At 45.6% G+C, this 17,260-nt stretch carries 13 protein-coding genes; 10 read left to right on the top strand and 3 right to left on the bottom strand.

Translation table 11 applies throughout. The annotated features are described in order from the left end of the window. Positions 1-106 precede the first annotated feature (106 nt). Both I6E38_RS11520 and I6E38_RS11515 read right to left on the bottom strand, forming a co-directional pair. Complete coding sequence (locus tag I6E38_RS11520; protein WP_235394129.1) at positions 107-2,287, bottom strand: alpha-galactosidase; 2,181 nt, start codon at positions 2,285-2,287, stop codon at positions 107-109. Between the two features lie 49 nt (positions 2,288-2,336). Beyond that, entirely contained in the window at positions 2,337-4,655 is a 2,319-nt protein-coding gene (locus tag I6E38_RS11515; RefSeq protein WP_407936657.1) for a TonB-dependent receptor, read from the bottom strand. 214 nt (positions 4,656-4,869) lie between these two features. Between I6E38_RS11515 and I6E38_RS11510 the strand changes: the two genes are divergently transcribed. After that, a complete protein-coding gene (locus I6E38_RS11510; protein ID WP_235394128.1) occupies positions 4,870-6,504 on the top strand; it encodes a DUF6377 domain-containing protein in 1,635 nt (544 codons plus the stop codon). Between the two features lie 5 nt (positions 6,505-6,509). Here the strand turns inward: I6E38_RS11510 and I6E38_RS11505 are convergent, their stop codons facing one another. Then, on the bottom strand, positions 6,510-7,805 hold the full coding sequence (locus I6E38_RS11505) for an alpha/beta hydrolase (protein ID WP_235394127.1): 1,296 nt from the start codon (positions 7,803-7,805) through the stop codon (positions 6,510-6,512). 234 nt (positions 7,806-8,039) lie between these two features. Here I6E38_RS11505 and I6E38_RS11500 point away from each other — a divergent pair, with 234 nt between their 5' ends. From I6E38_RS11500 to I6E38_RS11460, 9 genes are all read left to right on the top strand, one after another. After that, on the top strand, positions 8,040-8,453 hold the full coding sequence (locus tag I6E38_RS11500) for a BlaI/MecI/CopY family transcriptional regulator (protein WP_235394126.1): 414 nt from the start codon (positions 8,040-8,042) through the stop codon (positions 8,451-8,453). Beyond that, positions 8,450-8,758, top strand: coding sequence for a hypothetical protein (locus I6E38_RS11495; protein WP_235394125.1), 309 nt, complete (start codon positions 8,450-8,452; stop codon positions 8,756-8,758). The genes I6E38_RS11500 and I6E38_RS11495 overlap by 4 nt, the downstream gene beginning before the upstream one ends. A gap of 48 nt (positions 8,759-8,806) precedes the next feature. After that, positions 8,807-9,211, top strand: coding sequence for a transposase (locus I6E38_RS11490; RefSeq protein WP_235394124.1), 405 nt, complete (start codon positions 8,807-8,809; stop codon positions 9,209-9,211). Next, complete coding sequence (locus I6E38_RS11485; protein ID WP_337438609.1) at positions 9,169-10,071, top strand: IS3 family transposase; 903 nt, start codon at positions 9,169-9,171, stop codon at positions 10,069-10,071. The genes I6E38_RS11490 and I6E38_RS11485 overlap by 43 nt, the downstream gene beginning before the upstream one ends. Before the next feature lie 495 nt (positions 10,072-10,566). Beyond that, positions 10,567-11,151: a type IV toxin-antitoxin system AbiEi family antitoxin domain-containing protein gene (locus I6E38_RS11480; RefSeq protein WP_235394123.1), complete on the top strand. Its 585-nt coding sequence runs from the start codon at positions 10,567-10,569 to the stop codon at positions 11,149-11,151. Continuing rightward, on the top strand, positions 11,148-12,011 hold the full coding sequence (locus I6E38_RS11475) for a nucleotidyl transferase AbiEii/AbiGii toxin family protein (RefSeq protein WP_235394122.1): 864 nt from the start codon (positions 11,148-11,150) through the stop codon (positions 12,009-12,011). The genes I6E38_RS11480 and I6E38_RS11475 overlap by 4 nt, the downstream gene beginning before the upstream one ends. 78 nt (positions 12,012-12,089) lie before the next feature. Continuing rightward, positions 12,090-12,998: an AEC family transporter gene (locus tag I6E38_RS11470; RefSeq protein WP_235394121.1), complete on the top strand. Its 909-nt coding sequence runs from the start codon at positions 12,090-12,092 to the stop codon at positions 12,996-12,998. Positions 12,999-13,109: 111 nt separating this feature from the next. After that, positions 13,110-15,821 (top strand): valine--tRNA ligase, encoded by a 2,712-nt coding sequence (locus I6E38_RS11465; protein WP_235394120.1) that lies wholly within the window; start codon positions 13,110-13,112, stop codon positions 15,819-15,821. 201 nt (positions 15,822-16,022) lie between these two features. Next, a complete protein-coding gene (locus tag I6E38_RS11460; RefSeq protein ID WP_235394119.1) occupies positions 16,023-17,180 on the top strand; it encodes a clostripain-related cysteine peptidase in 1,158 nt (385 codons plus the stop codon). Positions 17,181-17,260: the final 80 nt, after the last annotated feature.

The raw sequence follows: 17,260 nt of genomic DNA, 5'->3' as shown, positions 1-17,260 counted from the left end.
TCTCGCTAAACGATATACAAAAGGAGGGTGCACCATAAATGACCATAGTCAATTATGACACACCCTCTTTTTTATTGTAGCATAAACGATGTCATAAAATATCGAATTACTCTAATGTCAGCACGTGGCTTGTGCCATCTTGAGCTGTGAATACATTCAAGCCAACCTTCATCAAATAGTCGCCACTATACTGCTTGCCGTTGCACTCAAGCTCAGAAGTCTTGCCTGGCATAAGATTGACCTCCTTGACGGTGTAGAGCTTTGTGGGGTTGAGCCCCTGCAGCTTCACGTTCATCTGCGGTTCCTTGTAGCGTGGGTGCAGGTCGTAGGCAAATAGTACGGCACGCTGCTTGTCCTTGCTTACATAGTTGATGGCACAGTGGCTGCCCTCGTATGGAGAAACCAAACGATATTGGTCGCCTTCAAGAATCATCGGCTTCATTTCGTTATAGTTCTTTACAGCCTGCTGCACAAATTTGTAGTCGTCCTTAGAGAGCGACTTGAGGTCGATGTCAAAGCCAAGCTTGCATGAACTGCAAACGTCAGTGCGGAACTTCACGGATGTATTCTTGTTCCAGTTGGTAACATGCGAACCCATAGTCTTAGCCGGGAAGAATTTAGACAAGCTCCACTGTATGTAGATACGCTCGTAGGGGTCGGTGTCGTCCGAGCACCAGAACTCGGTGAAGTACTTCAGCATCTCGTAGTCCATTCTACCGCCACCACCAGAACAAAGCATCATCGGGAGATTAGGATACTTGTTGTGGATGCGTGTGAGCACATTGTATATGCCACGTACGTGGTCAATGTAGAAGTTGCCCTGATTCTGCTTGTGATAGGGCGAGTATATATTGGTAATAACGCTGTTGCAGTCCCACTTGAAGTAAGCCACATCAGGATTCTCGGTCATTATGCGGTCGACAATGCCAAACACATAGTCCTGAACCTTAGGATTAGAGATGTCGAGCACCAGCTGGTTGCGGTAATAATATGTCTCACGCTGTGGCTGCATAATAACCCAATCAGGATGCTTCTCGAAGAGTTCGCTCTTAGGGTTGACCATCTCCGGCTCAATCCATATACCAAACTTAACTCCTGCCTTCTTGGCGTCTCTAACCAATCCCGGAATACCCTCAGGCAGCTTGCTCTTAGTGGCTTCCCAGTCGCCGAGTCCGGCATGGTCGTCCTTACGAGGATACTTATTGGCAAACCATCCGTCGTCGAGCAAGAACATATCTACACCAAGATCCTTGGCATCCTTCATCAGTTCGGCAAGGCTCTGCTGATTAAAGTCGAAACCAGTATTCTCCCAGTTGTTAAGGAGAGTCAGGCGGTCGTCCATACCCATGTTCACCTGATACTGGCGTGCCCAGTCATGCAGATTGCGCGAAGCCTCACCCATACCATTATCGCTCATGGCAAAGATAAACTCAGGAGTTGTGAACACCTCGCCAGCTTTCAGCTTATAATCGGAAGCGTAAGGATTGATGGCAGGTATAACACGCAGAGCGCCCACGTTGTCAACCTCGAAGGTGAAACGGAAATTGCCGGGCCATCCTATTGTACCAAGCATAACCTTACCCTCGTTCTCCTTGGCTGGCTCGTCGAAGCCAAGCTCAAAGAAAGGCTCAGCCTGCATTGCTGCACGAGTGCCAAGCTTGGTGTCAATAATCTTCTTGCCTGTGCTCAGCTGTGTAGTCTCGGGCTGTCCTTCCTTAGCCCAGTCGCTGTGATAGTTGGTCAAGTAATATTTTGAAGATTTGAAGTAGAGCATGGTCGAACTGTAGCGCCATAGTGTGACGGGTGACTTCTCGTTGTGAGATATCTCGCTCCAAGCCTTAATGACGTTCTCCTTAGCGTATGCCACATAATGTAGCTTTACGGTGAAGGGATAAACCTTGTCCTGAAGGGTGATTACGGTCTCTGTGCCACCCTCAACAGCCTTCTGTACAGACGACTTATAATATAAATAGGTGGTCATGTTGCCGTCGGCGTGGGTCACTGCTACAGCAGGCTCAAAGAAATCCTCGGCCCCAGAAGTGGCATACACCTCATGTCCACGCTGGCAAACAGCTCCATCTGATGCCGCATAAACATCCCACTTCAGGTTGTCGTAATCAGCAGGATTCAGAAACTTGTCGCCAAGATATACCTGATAGAGGCGGCCCTTGGGCGAAACCTTCATCACGAGGTCGGTCTTGTCGGTAGACACTCGGATTACTTTCTGAGCAAATGTCATAACAGAAGTCATGCACATCGCTGCAATCAACATAATAGACTTTTTCATTGTCGAATGGTTTTTATTATTAAATTCTATATTTTCTTTAACTTCTCACTTAGAACTTTATGCCAGCGCTGAACTCCACAGTGAACGGACGCATATAGCTGCCGCTCATATACTTGCCTGCATACTTGCCAGCCTCTTCCTTAGTGATAAGCTCCGAACCGCTGATTGTTCCCTTGGCACCCTTCTCGTTGAAGATATTAACTACACTCATGCCAAGGCTTAGCTTCTTGTTTACATTCCAGTTTACGCCTCCGAATGTCTCCCAGTGGCCGTTGAAGTAGAGAGCCTCCTGAAGGTTGGCATAGGTCTTGCCAAAGTAGCGGAAGCTAAGCCAAGCGTTGAGGTTCTTAGTGATGTCGTACTTAGGGTCAAGCTCGATGAGCACCTGCGGAATCTCTTTCACAATCATATTGTTGGCATTGACACCCATCGACTGACCGTCGCTGAATGTTACACTTGCGTTATAGTTCTTGTACACTGGCTTCTGATAGGTAAAGAGGGCATGCATGTGGAAGTTCTTTATAGGATTAATCTCGGCAGAAGTTGTCCATCCTAATGTCTGGATATTATATATAAGCAATACTGTCTTGCCCTCCGATGTGCCAGGCTTGGTAAGGTTCTGCTGGTCGATATTGTTCGACTTTGAGATATATGTCACCATAGACGAGAGGTCGAGCCAATCGTTCTTATAGAAGATACCGCCACGAATCAAAGGTATAGTTACTCGCTTGTACTGCTCCTCAGTAGGACCTGTTCCGGCATACTCGCTGATACGTGGGAATCGGGTGGCTACGGTAGCATCGGCTGTAAGACCAAACTGCTTGGTGAGATTGTACGTCATCTGTAATGTTGCAGCATAGTTGAGCTTGTTCTTTGTGACATTAGCTGGCACTATATTATGTTCTGTAGCTACAATAGAACCATCGGCGGCTGTTGAATACGTGTTGTAATTGCCAAGGTGGAAACCGCTGAAACGAGAAGTGGCTATCTGATCGGCCGACATACGATAGTATTCCAGACGACCGCCATAGAACACCTTGAACTTTGGCGATATGCGCCACTCATCGGTGAAGTATACAGCAAGTTTGTTCTCCGAACCCTTAGTGTACTCAGGACTAAGCTCATTGTAGCCGAATGTTTCCGAACGACGGGCTGTCTGTGTAGGATCAAGCGGATTGACATACATCTGGCTCAATGTCTGGGGATAAGCCTCAACGGTACCCGCCCACTGGAACGACGACGAATAGTAGTTGAGATTATAATACCACTCGTTCAAACCGATCATAAGCTTGTGGTTGTTGAGCTGCTTGCTCATCTCGGTGGTAAGGAGAGCGTTGCTCACCTTGCCAAAGTGCAGCCATGTGCGGCGACCCTCAATTAGTCCGCTATAGGCAGAACCGTCAGAAAGCTGATAGCCGTCAGCAGCACTAACCTCAGAGATTGTACTGCCTCCATAATCAACATAGTTGGCACGAGGAGCATTCATATATTTGGCGTTAAGCTTCCACAACCAACCATTGTCAAACTGATACTGGCTGATGAGAGCCACCTCGTTGGCACGATTGTCGTTGCCATCGGTCATATTCCACGTCTCCATCTTGCCCGTCTTGGTATTGAGATACTTGAATGAGCCTTGACGCTGAACGTATGAGTCCATGCCTGGATCAAAACCTGCAAGCTTCTTTATGCTGCCATCGCCGACATAAATAAACGGCGCCGCATTGGCAAAGTTGCCAGGATTCTTGCTGTTGGAATACTTATATAATAAGGAGATACGTCCCTTGCCATCACCAAGGATACGTGTCAAACCTAAGTGATAAATCTGTGTGCGGTCGGCATAATCGGTAAAACGCAGCTTGAAGCTACCCGGATCGAAGTTCTGATACATACCGGCGGTATACAACCAGTTGTCGCCAATACCGCCAGAGAGATTAAGGTCGAAGTTCTGCATGCCGAAATGATTGGCTTTGTAGTTGAGCTTGCCGCTGAATTTCTTCTCGCCCAACTCGCTAAATGCCGATACAGCATAAGCAATGTTGCCCGTCTTGATAGCACTCTCAGATGGAGTCATCAGATCAGTACCCTTGAGCGATGCATCACTGCGCCAATGGGCAGAGAGCTTATGCACCGACGAAGAATATACAGCAGGTAGTCCGTTCTCGTATACGGTGACATCCTCACTCGGTAATCCTATCTGAATTTCGCGAGGCTTATTGGCATCAGCAGCATTGAGCATAACGTTGCGCTCTTCCTTCTTAGTCTGCTCCGAATCATTTGTTGTTTTGTTATCGGTATGCGTTTGTGCATACATACCCGTAGAGGCAAAAGCCAAAAGGGCAAATGAAAATGTTTTGAGTTTTAGGTTCATATTCGTGATGTTTTGATTACGGTTGCAAAGTTACTCGCTATATTGGCTGTATGTATGGATGCGTAAACTCAAAGTAAATGACTATTAAGGCTTATAAAATTATAAAGCATTAATTATCAATATATTTAAGAGATTATACTTTTTTATCAAAGTAGACAGTTTTATCTCGATAATAATAGCTAAATTTGCGCTACAAATTCTTAAACCTTTCGTTATGCGACTGTTTTTATATATCATTCTCGCCCTCCTCCCATTGCATGTAATGGCTAAATCGACATTGGCAACAGCTAATGCCGACAATGAGCAGCAACTGCTTAAACTACTCGATAGCTATATCGACAAGCGCAATACATACTCTGAAATAAAGGAAGAGAAAATAAAAAAACTAAAACTGAAATTACGGACAGCCGACAATAACTCTTCTCGGCTCAGCCTTCTGAATACGATATACCACGAATACTATACTTACAGCTATGATTCGGCGATGGTATACGCCAATCGCGGACTTGCATTTGCACAAAGCGTAAACAATGCCTATTACACAACACTCAACCGCATAAACCGCGCTGCCGTACTGTCTACCGGCGGATTCTATAGCCAGGCAGAAACTCTGCTAAATGAAATTGGAGAGAATAATGTACCTCATCAACTCAAACAATACTATTATTATACTACAACATGGCTGTACAGCTACTGGGAAGCATTCTGCGACAAGTCAGAGTTTAAAGACTATTACCGCCAAAAGAAACTGCAATTTCTACGGCTAACGGTCAATACCACACACAGCAACTACGTTGGACTGTATGCCTATCTTAGTGGTGAGCTCGCTTATCTCGAAAACCCATTAGGCAAGAACGTGCTGCGCCATTACACTATAGCCATCAACAATAGCCCGGTAAACAGCCGCGTACATGCATCTGCCGCTTACTGCATAGCACGCTACTACCGTGAAATAGGCAATATGCAGCTTTACGAGAAATACATTATAGAAGCGGCTATATCCGATATGGTTTGTCCACTGAAGGAAAACCTCGCATTGCAAGAGCTATCTACTTATCTGTATAAGAAAGACACTAAATATGCCGACCGTGCAGCACGCTATATCTACTGCTCAATGGAAGACGCAAAGTTTTACAACAACCGCTTGCGTATGCTTGAAATATCAAGCATTCTGCCTATAATTGCCACTGCCAACCAAGAGGCTTTGGCACACAAGGAACGCATTGTGCGTGGGGTGCTTGCCGTGGTAAGTTTCCTATCGCTCGTGTTGTTTGCTATGGCTATATTCGGCTACAGGCAGAACAAATGGCTTGTTACAAGCCGACGCGAGGTGAAGAGCCAGAACCGTCAACTCACCGAACTGAACGAAAAACTGATAGCCACAAACCACCGACGCGAGACTTATATGCGACTGTTTATGGACATCAGTGCCGTGTATATACGCAAAATCATTGAATACCGCAAACTCGTAAGCCGTAAGATAAAGGCTAATCAGGCTGCCGATTTGTTGAAGACCATCAACAGCTACAAACTTGCCGAGGAGGAAGCCACTACCTTCTATACACGTTTCGACCGAGCATTTATCGAACTATATCCTGGCTTTGTTGATGAACTGAACAGTCTGCTTCTGCCTGAAGCAAAAATAGCGCAACCATCTCCCAACTGTCTTACCACCGAATCACGCATTTATGCTTTGATGCGTCTCGGAGTGACCGACAGTCAAGAGATAGCCACGCTACTGTTTTACTCTACCCAAACCATTTACAACTACAAGTCAGCGATGCGCGCCCGTGCCATCAACCGCGACACTTTTGACGATGACATCAACCGACTGTGTCATGTAGGGTAAGTTATTCAAATATTCGCCTTAATCCATTTCGCCACCTCTTGCAGCACTTCCGGTGCAATGGTTTCTTCTATTTGTTGGTATTCTGTAACTATGCCTGTATTGCAATGTTGGAACAGATGGTTGACACCGTCTATTTTCTCTATAGAGTGCTTGCAGTTGGCAAGTCCCTTTTCTATTCTTGTTGTATTGGCGTCACAATCCACCTGTGTGTCTTTGGTGCCGTTGAGAGCCAATACCGGGCACTTTATTTTAGGCAGTAGCTTGCCTACGTCTACAGTCAAGAAATGGCGGACGTACGGTGTGTCAGCTTGCTGCAACGCTTTAATGGTGATAGGTTTGAGAGCCTGGGGCACATCGTCGATGTTTATTTCGCTTGCTTTCTTGCCACTGGCAATCTCGTCGAGTGCCTTGCTGATGCTATTGCAGTAGGAGTCGACCGTTTCCTTTGGCAGTCCTATGGCCGACATGGCTTGATGGTTCTGCATGATAAGTGTCTCCTTGCCCGATATGGCCATTCCTGCAAGCGACACAATGAAGTCGGCTTTGCCTTCTGCAGCAAGCATCATGGCAATGGTGCCGCCCTCGCTATGGCCGAGTATGCCCACCTTGTTGAAACGCTTGCGTAGTAATGGTATTGCAGCAGCTGCGTCCTGGCGGAAATCGTCGGTAGTGAAATCGGCGAAGTTGACGCTCTTGTCGCCCCATCCTCGGTCGTCATAACGCAATGAGGCGATGCCTTGACGAGCCAGGGCATCGGCTATCACGGCAAATGGCTTATGGCTGAATAGTTCTTCGTCGCGATTCTGTTGTCCGCTACCAGTCACCATAAGCACCACGGGAGTGTTCTTCGAGTAGTTCTCTGGTAATGTGAGTGTTCCGTTAAATGTATATTGTGCATTTGTGAAGCTCACAGCCTCTTCCTTGTATGGGAATGGCGGAACGGGGGTTTGTGGACGTTTCACCACCAGCTTACCGGGTTTTAGTGTCAGCGGCAATGGGAAACCATTCTGTACGTACGTTCCCTTTATCTCTCCGTCAGTCATCTTTCCTTCGAATGTGGCTCCTATCATCCCCACTTTCACGCTTATCGTGCCGTCGTCCTTCACGGTCTTCTCAGCCTGAATACCGTTCACTCCTTGTGATGGTGAGTCGATGGTGCATCCGTTAGTAGAGAAATTAAATACCAAGGGCACCTTGTTTCCCATAACGTTAAGTTCGCCATTCCATGTGCCTTCCTGGGCATTGGCAGCGAATGCCATCATTGCGAAAACAACGGATGTCAATGTTCTTAATGCTTTCATATTAGAGTGTTTTATGGTTTTATATGTTGCAAATGTAAATAAAATAATCAGAACATATAAAAAATTGCGGTTAATATCTAATAATTCGAAACTAATATCTAACAACATACGTTAAAATCAATATCTTGCAAACAGTTTTTGTGTGTATCCGCAACCGACGAATAGGCATTTAAAGTATCTTTGCCAATAGAAAATCTAAAACATTAGATACTCCCCTTCAATCATATATAAACGATGAAAGATTTCAATACATTGACACGTGCCGAGATGCAGATAATGAACATTCTGTGGGACAAGGGTTGCGGTATGACTACGCACGAGATTATCGACGCTTACCCCGAGCCACACCCCGCCTACTCCACTATCGCCACGTTTATGAAGATACTCACCCACAAGCAGTACGTCAGCTCTTACAAGCGCGACGGCGGCGGCAAGACATACGTATTTTCGCCACTCATAACAAGAGCCGAATACACACGCCATGCCATGAAGGAAGTAAAGAAATCGTTCTTTGGCGGCAGTCTTCACTCGCTCATTTCGTTCTTTGTGAAAGAAGAGAACATATCGGACGAGGAACTGGAGGAGATACTAAGTCTGATTGACAAAGGAACGGAGAAAAGAGACATTTCAAAACAACAAGAACTATGATACTGCCTTATATTATAAAATCAGCCATGGCATTGGCTATGCTATACACCTGCATTATACCATTGCTCGAAAAGGAGACTTTTCATCGGCTCAACCGAATATTAATACTTGGATGTCTGATTATGTCGTTTGCTATTCCATTGGTTCACTTCACCGGTGGCACAAATCCGACAGTAGACATGGTTCGGCAGGCGGTGCAGTTGCCTGAAGTACTGATAGACGGCGATGCAAAAGAACAGTCCGTATGGAGTTGGGCTGACATTATGACCTGTATATATATAATAGGTGTAGTGGCTATGACTTAATACAGATTTACTTTACACGGTTTTAACAATTCAAAAACAGTGTAAGTAATGAAAAAAGAACGTAGAACCCCTCGTCATTTTGACGATCAATTTCGTTTGAGTGTATTAAAGGATTATTATGAGAGCGGTGCCTCTTACAGTCAGATTTCACGTAAATATGATGTTAGCAGCGGTAACGTCATAGCTTGGGAGAGGAAATACATGAATAAATGTGTACCTTTGCCAGCAGATATTCAAGAACTGGAAAAACAGGTATTTATGGCAAAGAAATCAAAGGAAGCAAGAGTTCCACAGGTCAAGAGTGAAGAAGATAAGCTAAGAGAAGAAAACGCACGTCTTCGCAAAGCTCTTGAGTATTCAGAACTCCGCAACGAAGCGCTGAATGAAGCCTTGAAAATCGGCCGGGAACAATACGGAATAGACTTGCTAAAAAAAGCTGGCGCCAAGCAGTAGACAACCTTCGGCTCAGACACGCTGATACAAGTATCGGCTGTCTGAGCGGACTGTTTGGCAAGACCCGCGAAGGTTACTACTCTGTCAGCAAAGAGAAGCGCAACCAGCTTGAACTGACGGAGAAGAAACTTGTTGCCCATGCACGTCAACTGCGTAACGAAGCCCCTGGAATAGGGGCTTACAAGATGTTTGTAATACTAAAGGACATCTATCTTGACGTAATGCCTGGACGTGACAAATTCTATAAAATGATCCATAAAAACGGCCTCATGCTGAAGCCTGAGCGTAGACGTCACACGACAAATTCCAACCATAACTATCACAAATACAAGAATTTAATAAAAGACCTTGTAGTTAGCCGTCCCAACCAACTTTGGGTCGCAGACATCACTTATATTGACACTGATGACGGCGTGGCGTACCTGCACCTCGTCACAGACGCATGGACACATGAAATCATCGGTTGGGTGCTGTCCGATACTCTCATGGCCACAAGCACCATAGCAGCCCTTAAAATGGGAATAGAGCGTAATGACGGCGCAGATCTGAGTGGACTTATACACCACTCAGACCGTGGCTCACAATATTGCAGTAACGCTTATGTAGACCTTCTCAAATCTGTCAATGCGTCAATATCAATGACGGAGGACTATAAGCCGACAGACAATGCAATTGCCGAACGTGTCAATGGCATCATAAAGCAGGAATGGCTATATCGGATGAAGAGGCCTAAAGATCTGGATGATGCTTGCAGAGTAATACGTGACATCGTTTATTTCTATAATAACAAACGTCCGCATATGAGCAATGGGATGATGACTCCAGTACAAAAGCGTGAAAGCTATATGAAGGTAGCATAGCTGAAGTCTTCACTACAAACGATCAGGTTCCCGACGCTATAATTTGCAGGTAAAGGTTTTATTTGTAACTTTGCATTCGAAAACGGTATGTAAAGCGTTTCAGTAACACTTTTCCTAGCATGTAAAGTTATTCAGTAAAGGAATAAAATGAGAGTGAAGTAATTTAGTAAAACAACAAGAAAAGTGTAAAGTAAAATCAGTCAAAGTCACCGGCAAAAACAATAGAAATGAAAATGTAGTCCTTTTGCCCTTCAAATGTAGTCCTTTTAGTGTGCAAAAGGACTCCTTTTACAGGGCAAAAGGACCACATTTGCAAGCCAAAAGGACTACATTTGAAAAGCAAGTGAAATCATTCATCATAAAAGAAGGTGTGTTCAAGGGCATTGAATAAATGTAATATATTACGGACATTATATGTATTCTCCGTAACTTTTAACACAAAAGGCTCTTTATTCTCAATAAGTAGTTGTACCTTTGCTAACAAATACTAGTAACATGGATAGAAGTACAATCATTGATACGCTACAACAACGAGGTGGGTTCATAACCACAGGCGAAGTGAAAAGCCGTGGCGAATATGAACAACTTCGCCGTGCAACAGAAAACGGAACGCTTATGCGGATTCGCAATGGTGTCTATGTGGAAATATCAGCCTTGGCAAACAACATGATTGATGTTGAACGCATAGTTCCACATGGGGTACTTTGCCTGTATAGTGCTTTTGCTCATTATGAACTTTCCACGCAAGTGCCTTCCGCTACTTGCATTGCCATTGAAGCTAAACGAAAGGTGCGCTTGCCCGAATATCCTCCCATTGAACTCTATTATTGGAAAAAGGAAAATTTGGAGTTTGGCATAATTCAGAAAAGTATATCGGGGTATAATGTACTCATTACAGATATGGAGCGAACGGTCTGTGATGCTGTAAAGTACCGAAACAAGATAGGGCTTGACGTGTGTGGTGAAGTCATAGACAATTATCTCAAAAAGGAGAACCGTAATATATCTCTACTCCATGAATACGCACAGGAACTAAGGGTGAAAAATATATTGACTACATATTTGGAGACAAGACTATGACAAAGAATATAGGAAAATCCATTAGGACACGTTTGCTTAACCTCGCCAAAGAGGAAAAACAAGAGTATATGAAGGTTTTGGTGAGATACTTGCATGAACGCTTGCTGTTCCGTATATCAGCAAGTCCATACAAGAGTCATTTTCTACTGAAAGGCAGCTCATTGTTGTTTGCTTTGGATGGCTTCAAAGCTCGTCCGACTATCGACATTGACTTGTTAGGAGAGCGCATCAGCAATGACAGAGAAAACCTAAAAGAGGTGTTTCAAAAAGTATGCGCCATTGAATGTGAGGACGATGGAGTAACTTTCGATGTTGCTTCACTTGAATTGGAACCAATAGCTGTTGAAAAGAAATACCCAGGCACTTGTGTAAAAGTTGTGGCTCACTTAGATACGATAATACAACAGGTATCTGTTGATATAGGTTTTGGTGATGTGGTAACACCTTATCCTCTGTCTTTGGACTATCCGTCATTGTTACCAGATGTTCCATCTGTAGAACTGTATGCCTATTCATTGGAAACTTTGATAGCGGAGAAGTTTCATACAATGATTGACCGTGACGAAAGCAATAGTCGCATGAAGGATTTCTTTGATGTGTATCAGTTGTTCACCAACCATGAAATTGAAAGTGAACTTCTTGCGGAAGCCATTGTCAGTACATTCAAGAACAGGAATACTCCCTACCGAGAGAACCTTGCCCTTTTCACAGACAAATTCGCAACGGATGCAACACGCAATATCTGGTGGAAGGCATTCTTGAAAAAGATACGTTGGAAAGAACAGATTGACTTTTCTGTTGTGATGAAGTGCATCAAAGAAAACCTACAAGAGTATTGGAGCAAAGAGACATTAGGGTGATAGGAAAATGAGAGCATTTGATTTCATAATAATTATGTATGCCGCCGATTATCTGACGACAATAAAAACAATAGGTATATGGAAAACATTGAAGTGATGGTGATACTTTTCATCATTGTTGTGCTGGGCTATGTATTGTGCAAGCTTGGCTACATGGGCGACAGGTTCGACCAGAAGTTATCGTCAATAGTTATCGACCTCACCTGTCCGGCATTGATTCTGTCGTCGGTAATGGGCAATGAACTGCCCGACCGTACATTAATTCTGCCTCTGTTAGGCGTAGGTTTCCTTACTTATATCTTGCTGCTTATATATGGATTCTGGGTGCCACGCCTTGTAAGCAAAAACCGTGACGAACAAGGCATGATAGGATTTGCACTGATGTTTGCCAATGTAGGATTCATAGGCTACCCGATAGTTTCATCCATCTTCGGTCCGAAATCAATATTTTATGCAGCCCTGCTGAATATGCCCAACACCTTCTTCATATTCACGGCAGGAGTTATGCTGGTAAAGGGCGAATACAGCATCAAGAGTCTTAACCCAAAAGTTCTGTTCTCGCCGGCTATGATAGCCGCCTTCATTGCGGCGCTTATTGTGGCTTTCGGCATTCACACGCCCGACATCATAGCTCGTCCTGTAACAATGGTGGGCAACATCACCGTTCCGGCAGCACTGATGATAATAGGCTCGTCGATGGCACGTCTGCCACTGAAGGACATTATAGGTAGTCCGAAAGTTTACGTGGCTTCGTTCTTGCGACTTGCTGTTGTCCCCATATCGGTTTATTTCCTGTTTAAAATATGTGGTGTGAGCGACATTATCAACAACATCAACACTGTCGTTATCGCTATGCCTGTAGCCTCATTCGGCACGATGTTCTGCATGAAGTATGGACGTAATCCGTCACTTATGACAGAGATTACATTCATAACAACCGTGGCATCCATACTCACAATACCACTGATAACGATGCTGTTCAAATAAAAATCATTGGTTAAGCAGTAGCTATACGACTTTTATTTTGAGCCAATTGCCGTTATCCCACGCTTTTTTACTAATTTTGCAGTTCAAAAGAAACATAATATATAACACTATATGGAATTAGCATCTAAGTACGACCCACAAGCAGTGGAGTCGAAATGGTATCAGTACTGGCTTGACAACAAGCTCTTCAGCAGCAAGCCCGACGGACGTAAGCCCTACACTATCGTTATACCGCCGCCTAACGTGACTGGCGTGCTACACATGGGCCACATGCTCAACAATACTATACAGGACATTCTCGTGCGTCGTGCACGTATGGAGGGAAAGAACGCTTGTTGGGTACCGGGCACCGACCACGCTTCTATCGCTACTGAGGCTAAGGTGGTAAACCGCCTCGCCGAGCAGGGCATCAAGAAGCGCGACCTTACTCGCGAGCAGTTCCTTGAGCATGCTTGGGACTGGACCAACGAGCACGGTGGCATAATCCTCAAGCAGCTGCGCCGTCTTGGAGCAAGCTGCGACTGGGATCGCACTGCATTCACTATGGACGAGAAGCGCTCGGAGAGCGTACTCAAGGTTTTTGTCGACCTCTATAAGAAGGGACTCATCTACCGCGGACTGCGTATGGTGAACTGGGACCCCAAGGCACAGACCGTGCTTTCTACCGAGGAGGTGATCTATCGCGACGAGAAGAGCCATCTGTTCAATCTGCGCTACTATGTGGCTGACGCCGATACAAATCCAGTTGTGCCTACAGGCTGTGAGGGTGAGGTTCTGCATCAGGATGCCGACGGCCGCTACTATGCCGTTGTTGCCACCACACGTCCGGAGACTATCATGGGCGATACTGCCATGTGTGTCAACCCGAAGGACCCGAAGAACCAGTGGCTGCGCGGACACAAGGTTATCGTTCCGCTCGTAAACCGTGTTATCCCTGTTATCGAAGACCGCTATGTTGACATCGAGTTCGGTACCGGTTGCTTGAAGGTTACTCCTGCACACGACGTCAACGACTACGCTCTCGGCAAGACTCACAATCTTGAGACTATCGACATATTCAATCCCGACGGCACTATCTCAGAGGCAGCCGGCATGTATGTTGGTATGGACCGCATGGATGTGCGCAAGCAGATTGCCGAAGACCTGAAGGCTGCCGGCCTGATGGAGAAGATTGAGGACTACGACAACAAGGTGGGATATTCGGAGCGTAACCAGGACACTGCCGTTGAGCCACGTCTCTGCAAGCAGTGGTTCCTCTCGATGAAGCACTTTGCCGACATCGCTCTGCCTCCTGTACTCGAGGGCAAGATCAAGTTCCACCCTACAAAATATGTAACTACATACCGCAACTGGCTGGAGAACATTCAGGACTGGTGTATCTCACGTCAGCTCTGGTGGGGTCATCGCATCCCGGCTTACTTCCTCCCCACAGCCGAGGGCGAAGAGGAGAAGTATGTAGTGGCTCTCACCAAGGAAGAGGCTCTTGAGGAGGCTCGCAAGATTGAGGGCTACGAGAACATTACTGCCGACCAGCTCGTTCACGACGAGGACGCTCTTGATACATGGTTCTCATCATGGCTCTGGCCTATCTCGCTGTTCGACGGCATCAACAATCCTGGCAACGAGGAGATAAAGTACTATTATCCTACTTCTGACCTCGTAACAGGTCCGGACATCATCTTCTTCTGGGTAGCCCGTATGATTATGGCTGGCGAGGAGTATATGAAGGATGTGCCTTTCCGCAACGTTTACTTCACTGGTATCGTACGCGACAAGTTAGGCCGCAAGATGTCGAAGAGTCTCGGCAACTCGCCCGACCCAATCGGTCTTATCGAGAAATATGGTGCCGACGGCGTACGTATGGGTATGATGCTTTCGGCTCCTGCAGGCAACGACATTCTCTTCGACGAGAGCCTTTGCGAGCAGGGACGTAACTTCAACAACAAGATATGGAATGCCTTCCGACTCGTTAAGGGCTGGCAGGTGGCTGAAGGTGAGCAGCCTGAGGCTAACGCTATTGCAGCCAAGTGGTTTGAGGCTAAGCTGAAGCAGACCAACGCCGAGGTGAACGACCTCTTCTCTAAGTATCGTATCTCTGAGGCACTGATGGCTGTTTACAAGCTGTTCTGGGATGAGTTCTCAAGCTGGTATCTTGAGATGGTTAAGCCGGCTTATGGCTCACCTATCGACGCTACATCATACAATCAGACTCTCGCTTTCTTCGAGACCCTGCTTAAGATGCTGCATCCGTTCATGCCGTTCATCACCGAGGAACTGTGGCAGCACATCTACGACCGCAACAATGGTGAGTCAATCATGCGTGCCGAACTGAAGCTCGACGCTCCTACCGAGGATGACAACAACATCGCTAACGCTATCGAAAGCGTTAAGCAGATTGTAGGTGGCGTGCGTACAGTACGCAACCAGAAGAACATCCCCAACAAGGATGCTCTCGTGCTGCAGGTAGTTGGTCAGAACAACTTCGAGGCTTACTCTTCGGTTATCACCAAGATGGCTAACCTCTCGGCTATCAATGTTGTGGCTGAGAAGGACGCTACTGCTTCGGCATTCATGGTTGGCACCGACGAGTTTGCAGTTCCTCTTGGCGATATGATCGATGTTGAAGCAGAGATTGCCAAGCAGGAGGCTCAGCTCAAGCACCTTGAGGGATTCCTCGCAGGTGTCAAGAAGAAGCTCTCTAACGAGAAGTTCGTGGCTCACGCTCCCGAGGCTGTCGTAGCTATGGAGCGCAAGAAGCAGAGCGACTCTGAAGAGAAGATTGCTGCGCTGAAAGAATCGCTTGCAGCTTTGAGAAATAAATAAATTAATAAATAACAAAAAGCCCCACCCCCAGCCCCTCCCACGCAGGGAGGGGAGCGGTATGTTCTGTAGCTCAAATCCTTTCTGGTGTTTCATACACTATGGATTTCATCTATTGTAGATTTCTTTATCTAACAAAGCATATCACTCCCCTCCCTGTGGGGGAGGGGTTGGGGGTGAGGCTTTTTTCCTTTTTCTTACTATATGCTTAAACATTTCTTCTTCCTACTAATTTCTATCATCACCCTCGCATCTTGCGGTGGCGATGATCCCGACGGCCCTACTCCACCCGAACCGATTGTTCCAGAAACTACCGCTAACGCTGTATTCGTATTCATGCCATACACTGCCGATGACAACGGTAATTATAGTCTCTATAAAAACTTAACTCAAAACATTGAAGAAATGGAGAAATCCATCATCGAAAACAACGGATTGGGCGATAGTCATCTGATAATATTCATATCAAAAGACGCACAAAATAGCGACCTCATCAACTTATATTACAGCAAAGGCAAATGCTTGCGCGATACAGTCAAGACATACAACAATGCCTTATACTCAACAGCTGAAGGTATCAGCTCACTGCTTGCTGATGTAAAAAAATATGCTCCTGCTAACGCATACTCTATGATAGTGGGTAGTCACGGTGAGGGATGGATGCCTGCAAATACAAAAACAAGATGGTTTGGTGGAAACAAATACCAAATCAACGTCACTGATTTGGCTAAAGGTATAAACAATGCTGGGATGTCAATGAACTATATACTGTTCGATGATTGCTACATGTCGACTGTTGAAGTGGCTTACGACTTGCGTGAAGTGACCAATTATCTTATTGCGTCAACAAGCGAGATGATGGCATATGGCATGCCATATCACAAAATATTAAAATACATCATTGGTGTTGAACCTGACTATGCTTCGCTGGCTAAAGAATTCATCAACTTCTACAAATCATATAATAGCCCATACGGCACTATTGGCGTAACCAACTGCAAATATGTAGAACAGATGGCGGCACTGATGAGACAGATTAACACAACACATGAGGAATTGACCGATGCCGACAGTAAGGTACAGGATCTTGATGCCAAACATTTCACACCAACCGTATACTTCGACTTCGGTAGCTATGTCAATGCGCTGTGTGCTGACGATGAAGCTGCAAAGGCACAATTCAATATACTAATGGATCAACTCGTGCCATACAAGGCTAATACTGACTATATATATTCTTATAAAGGAGATTGTGTGCTTAAGGTGGACGAGTTCTCCGGATTAACCATTAGCGACCCATCGATTAACGAGCGTGCTGTTGATGCAAAGCAACAGACTGCGTGGTGGAAGGCGACGCATTAATTGAAAATTATTGCTGTCCGGTAAAACTTTTTCAAACAAAATAAATTAGGGCTGACACTTCTCACGAGGTATCAGCCCTT

Source organism: Leyella stercorea, assembly GCF_021531355.1.
GTDB lineage: Bacteria > Bacteroidota > Bacteroidia > Bacteroidales > Bacteroidaceae > Prevotella.
Note: the sequence above shows the minus strand (reverse complement) of the source record. Positions and strands in the feature narration are given on the sequence as shown.

What these genes read in the sequence shown, in the direction of transcription:
- I6E38_RS11495 (WP_235394125.1), top strand. Translation starts at nt 8,450, where the DNA reads ATGATACTGCCTTATATTATAAAATCAGCCATGGCATTGGCTATGCTA.
- I6E38_RS11505 (WP_235394127.1), bottom strand. Translation starts at nt 7,805, where the DNA reads ATGAAAGCATTAAGAACATTGACATCCGTTGTTTTCGCAATGATGGCA.
- I6E38_RS11470 (WP_235394121.1), top strand. Translation starts at nt 12,090, where the DNA reads ATGGAAAACATTGAAGTGATGGTGATACTTTTCATCATTGTTGTGCTG.
- I6E38_RS11460 (WP_235394119.1), top strand. Translation starts at nt 16,023, where the DNA reads ATGCTTAAACATTTCTTCTTCCTACTAATTTCTATCATCACCCTCGCA.
- I6E38_RS11520 (WP_235394129.1), bottom strand. Translation starts at nt 2,287, where the DNA reads ATGAAAAAGTCTATTATGTTGATTGCAGCGATGTGCATGACTTCTGTT.
- I6E38_RS11480 (WP_235394123.1), top strand. Translation starts at nt 10,567, where the DNA reads ATGGATAGAAGTACAATCATTGATACGCTACAACAACGAGGTGGGTTC.
- I6E38_RS11515 (WP_407936657.1), bottom strand. Translation starts at nt 4,655, where the DNA reads ATGAACCTAAAACTCAAAACATTTTCATTTGCCCTTTTGGCTTTTGCC.
- I6E38_RS11500 (WP_235394126.1), top strand. Translation starts at nt 8,040, where the DNA reads ATGAAAGATTTCAATACATTGACACGTGCCGAGATGCAGATAATGAAC.
- I6E38_RS11475 (WP_235394122.1), top strand. Translation starts at nt 11,148, where the DNA reads ATGACAAAGAATATAGGAAAATCCATTAGGACACGTTTGCTTAACCTC.
- I6E38_RS11510 (WP_235394128.1), top strand. Translation starts at nt 4,870, where the DNA reads ATGCGACTGTTTTTATATATCATTCTCGCCCTCCTCCCATTGCATGTA.
- I6E38_RS11490 (WP_235394124.1), top strand. Translation starts at nt 8,807, where the DNA reads ATGAAAAAAGAACGTAGAACCCCTCGTCATTTTGACGATCAATTTCGT.
- I6E38_RS11465 (WP_235394120.1), top strand. Translation starts at nt 13,110, where the DNA reads ATGGAATTAGCATCTAAGTACGACCCACAAGCAGTGGAGTCGAAATGG.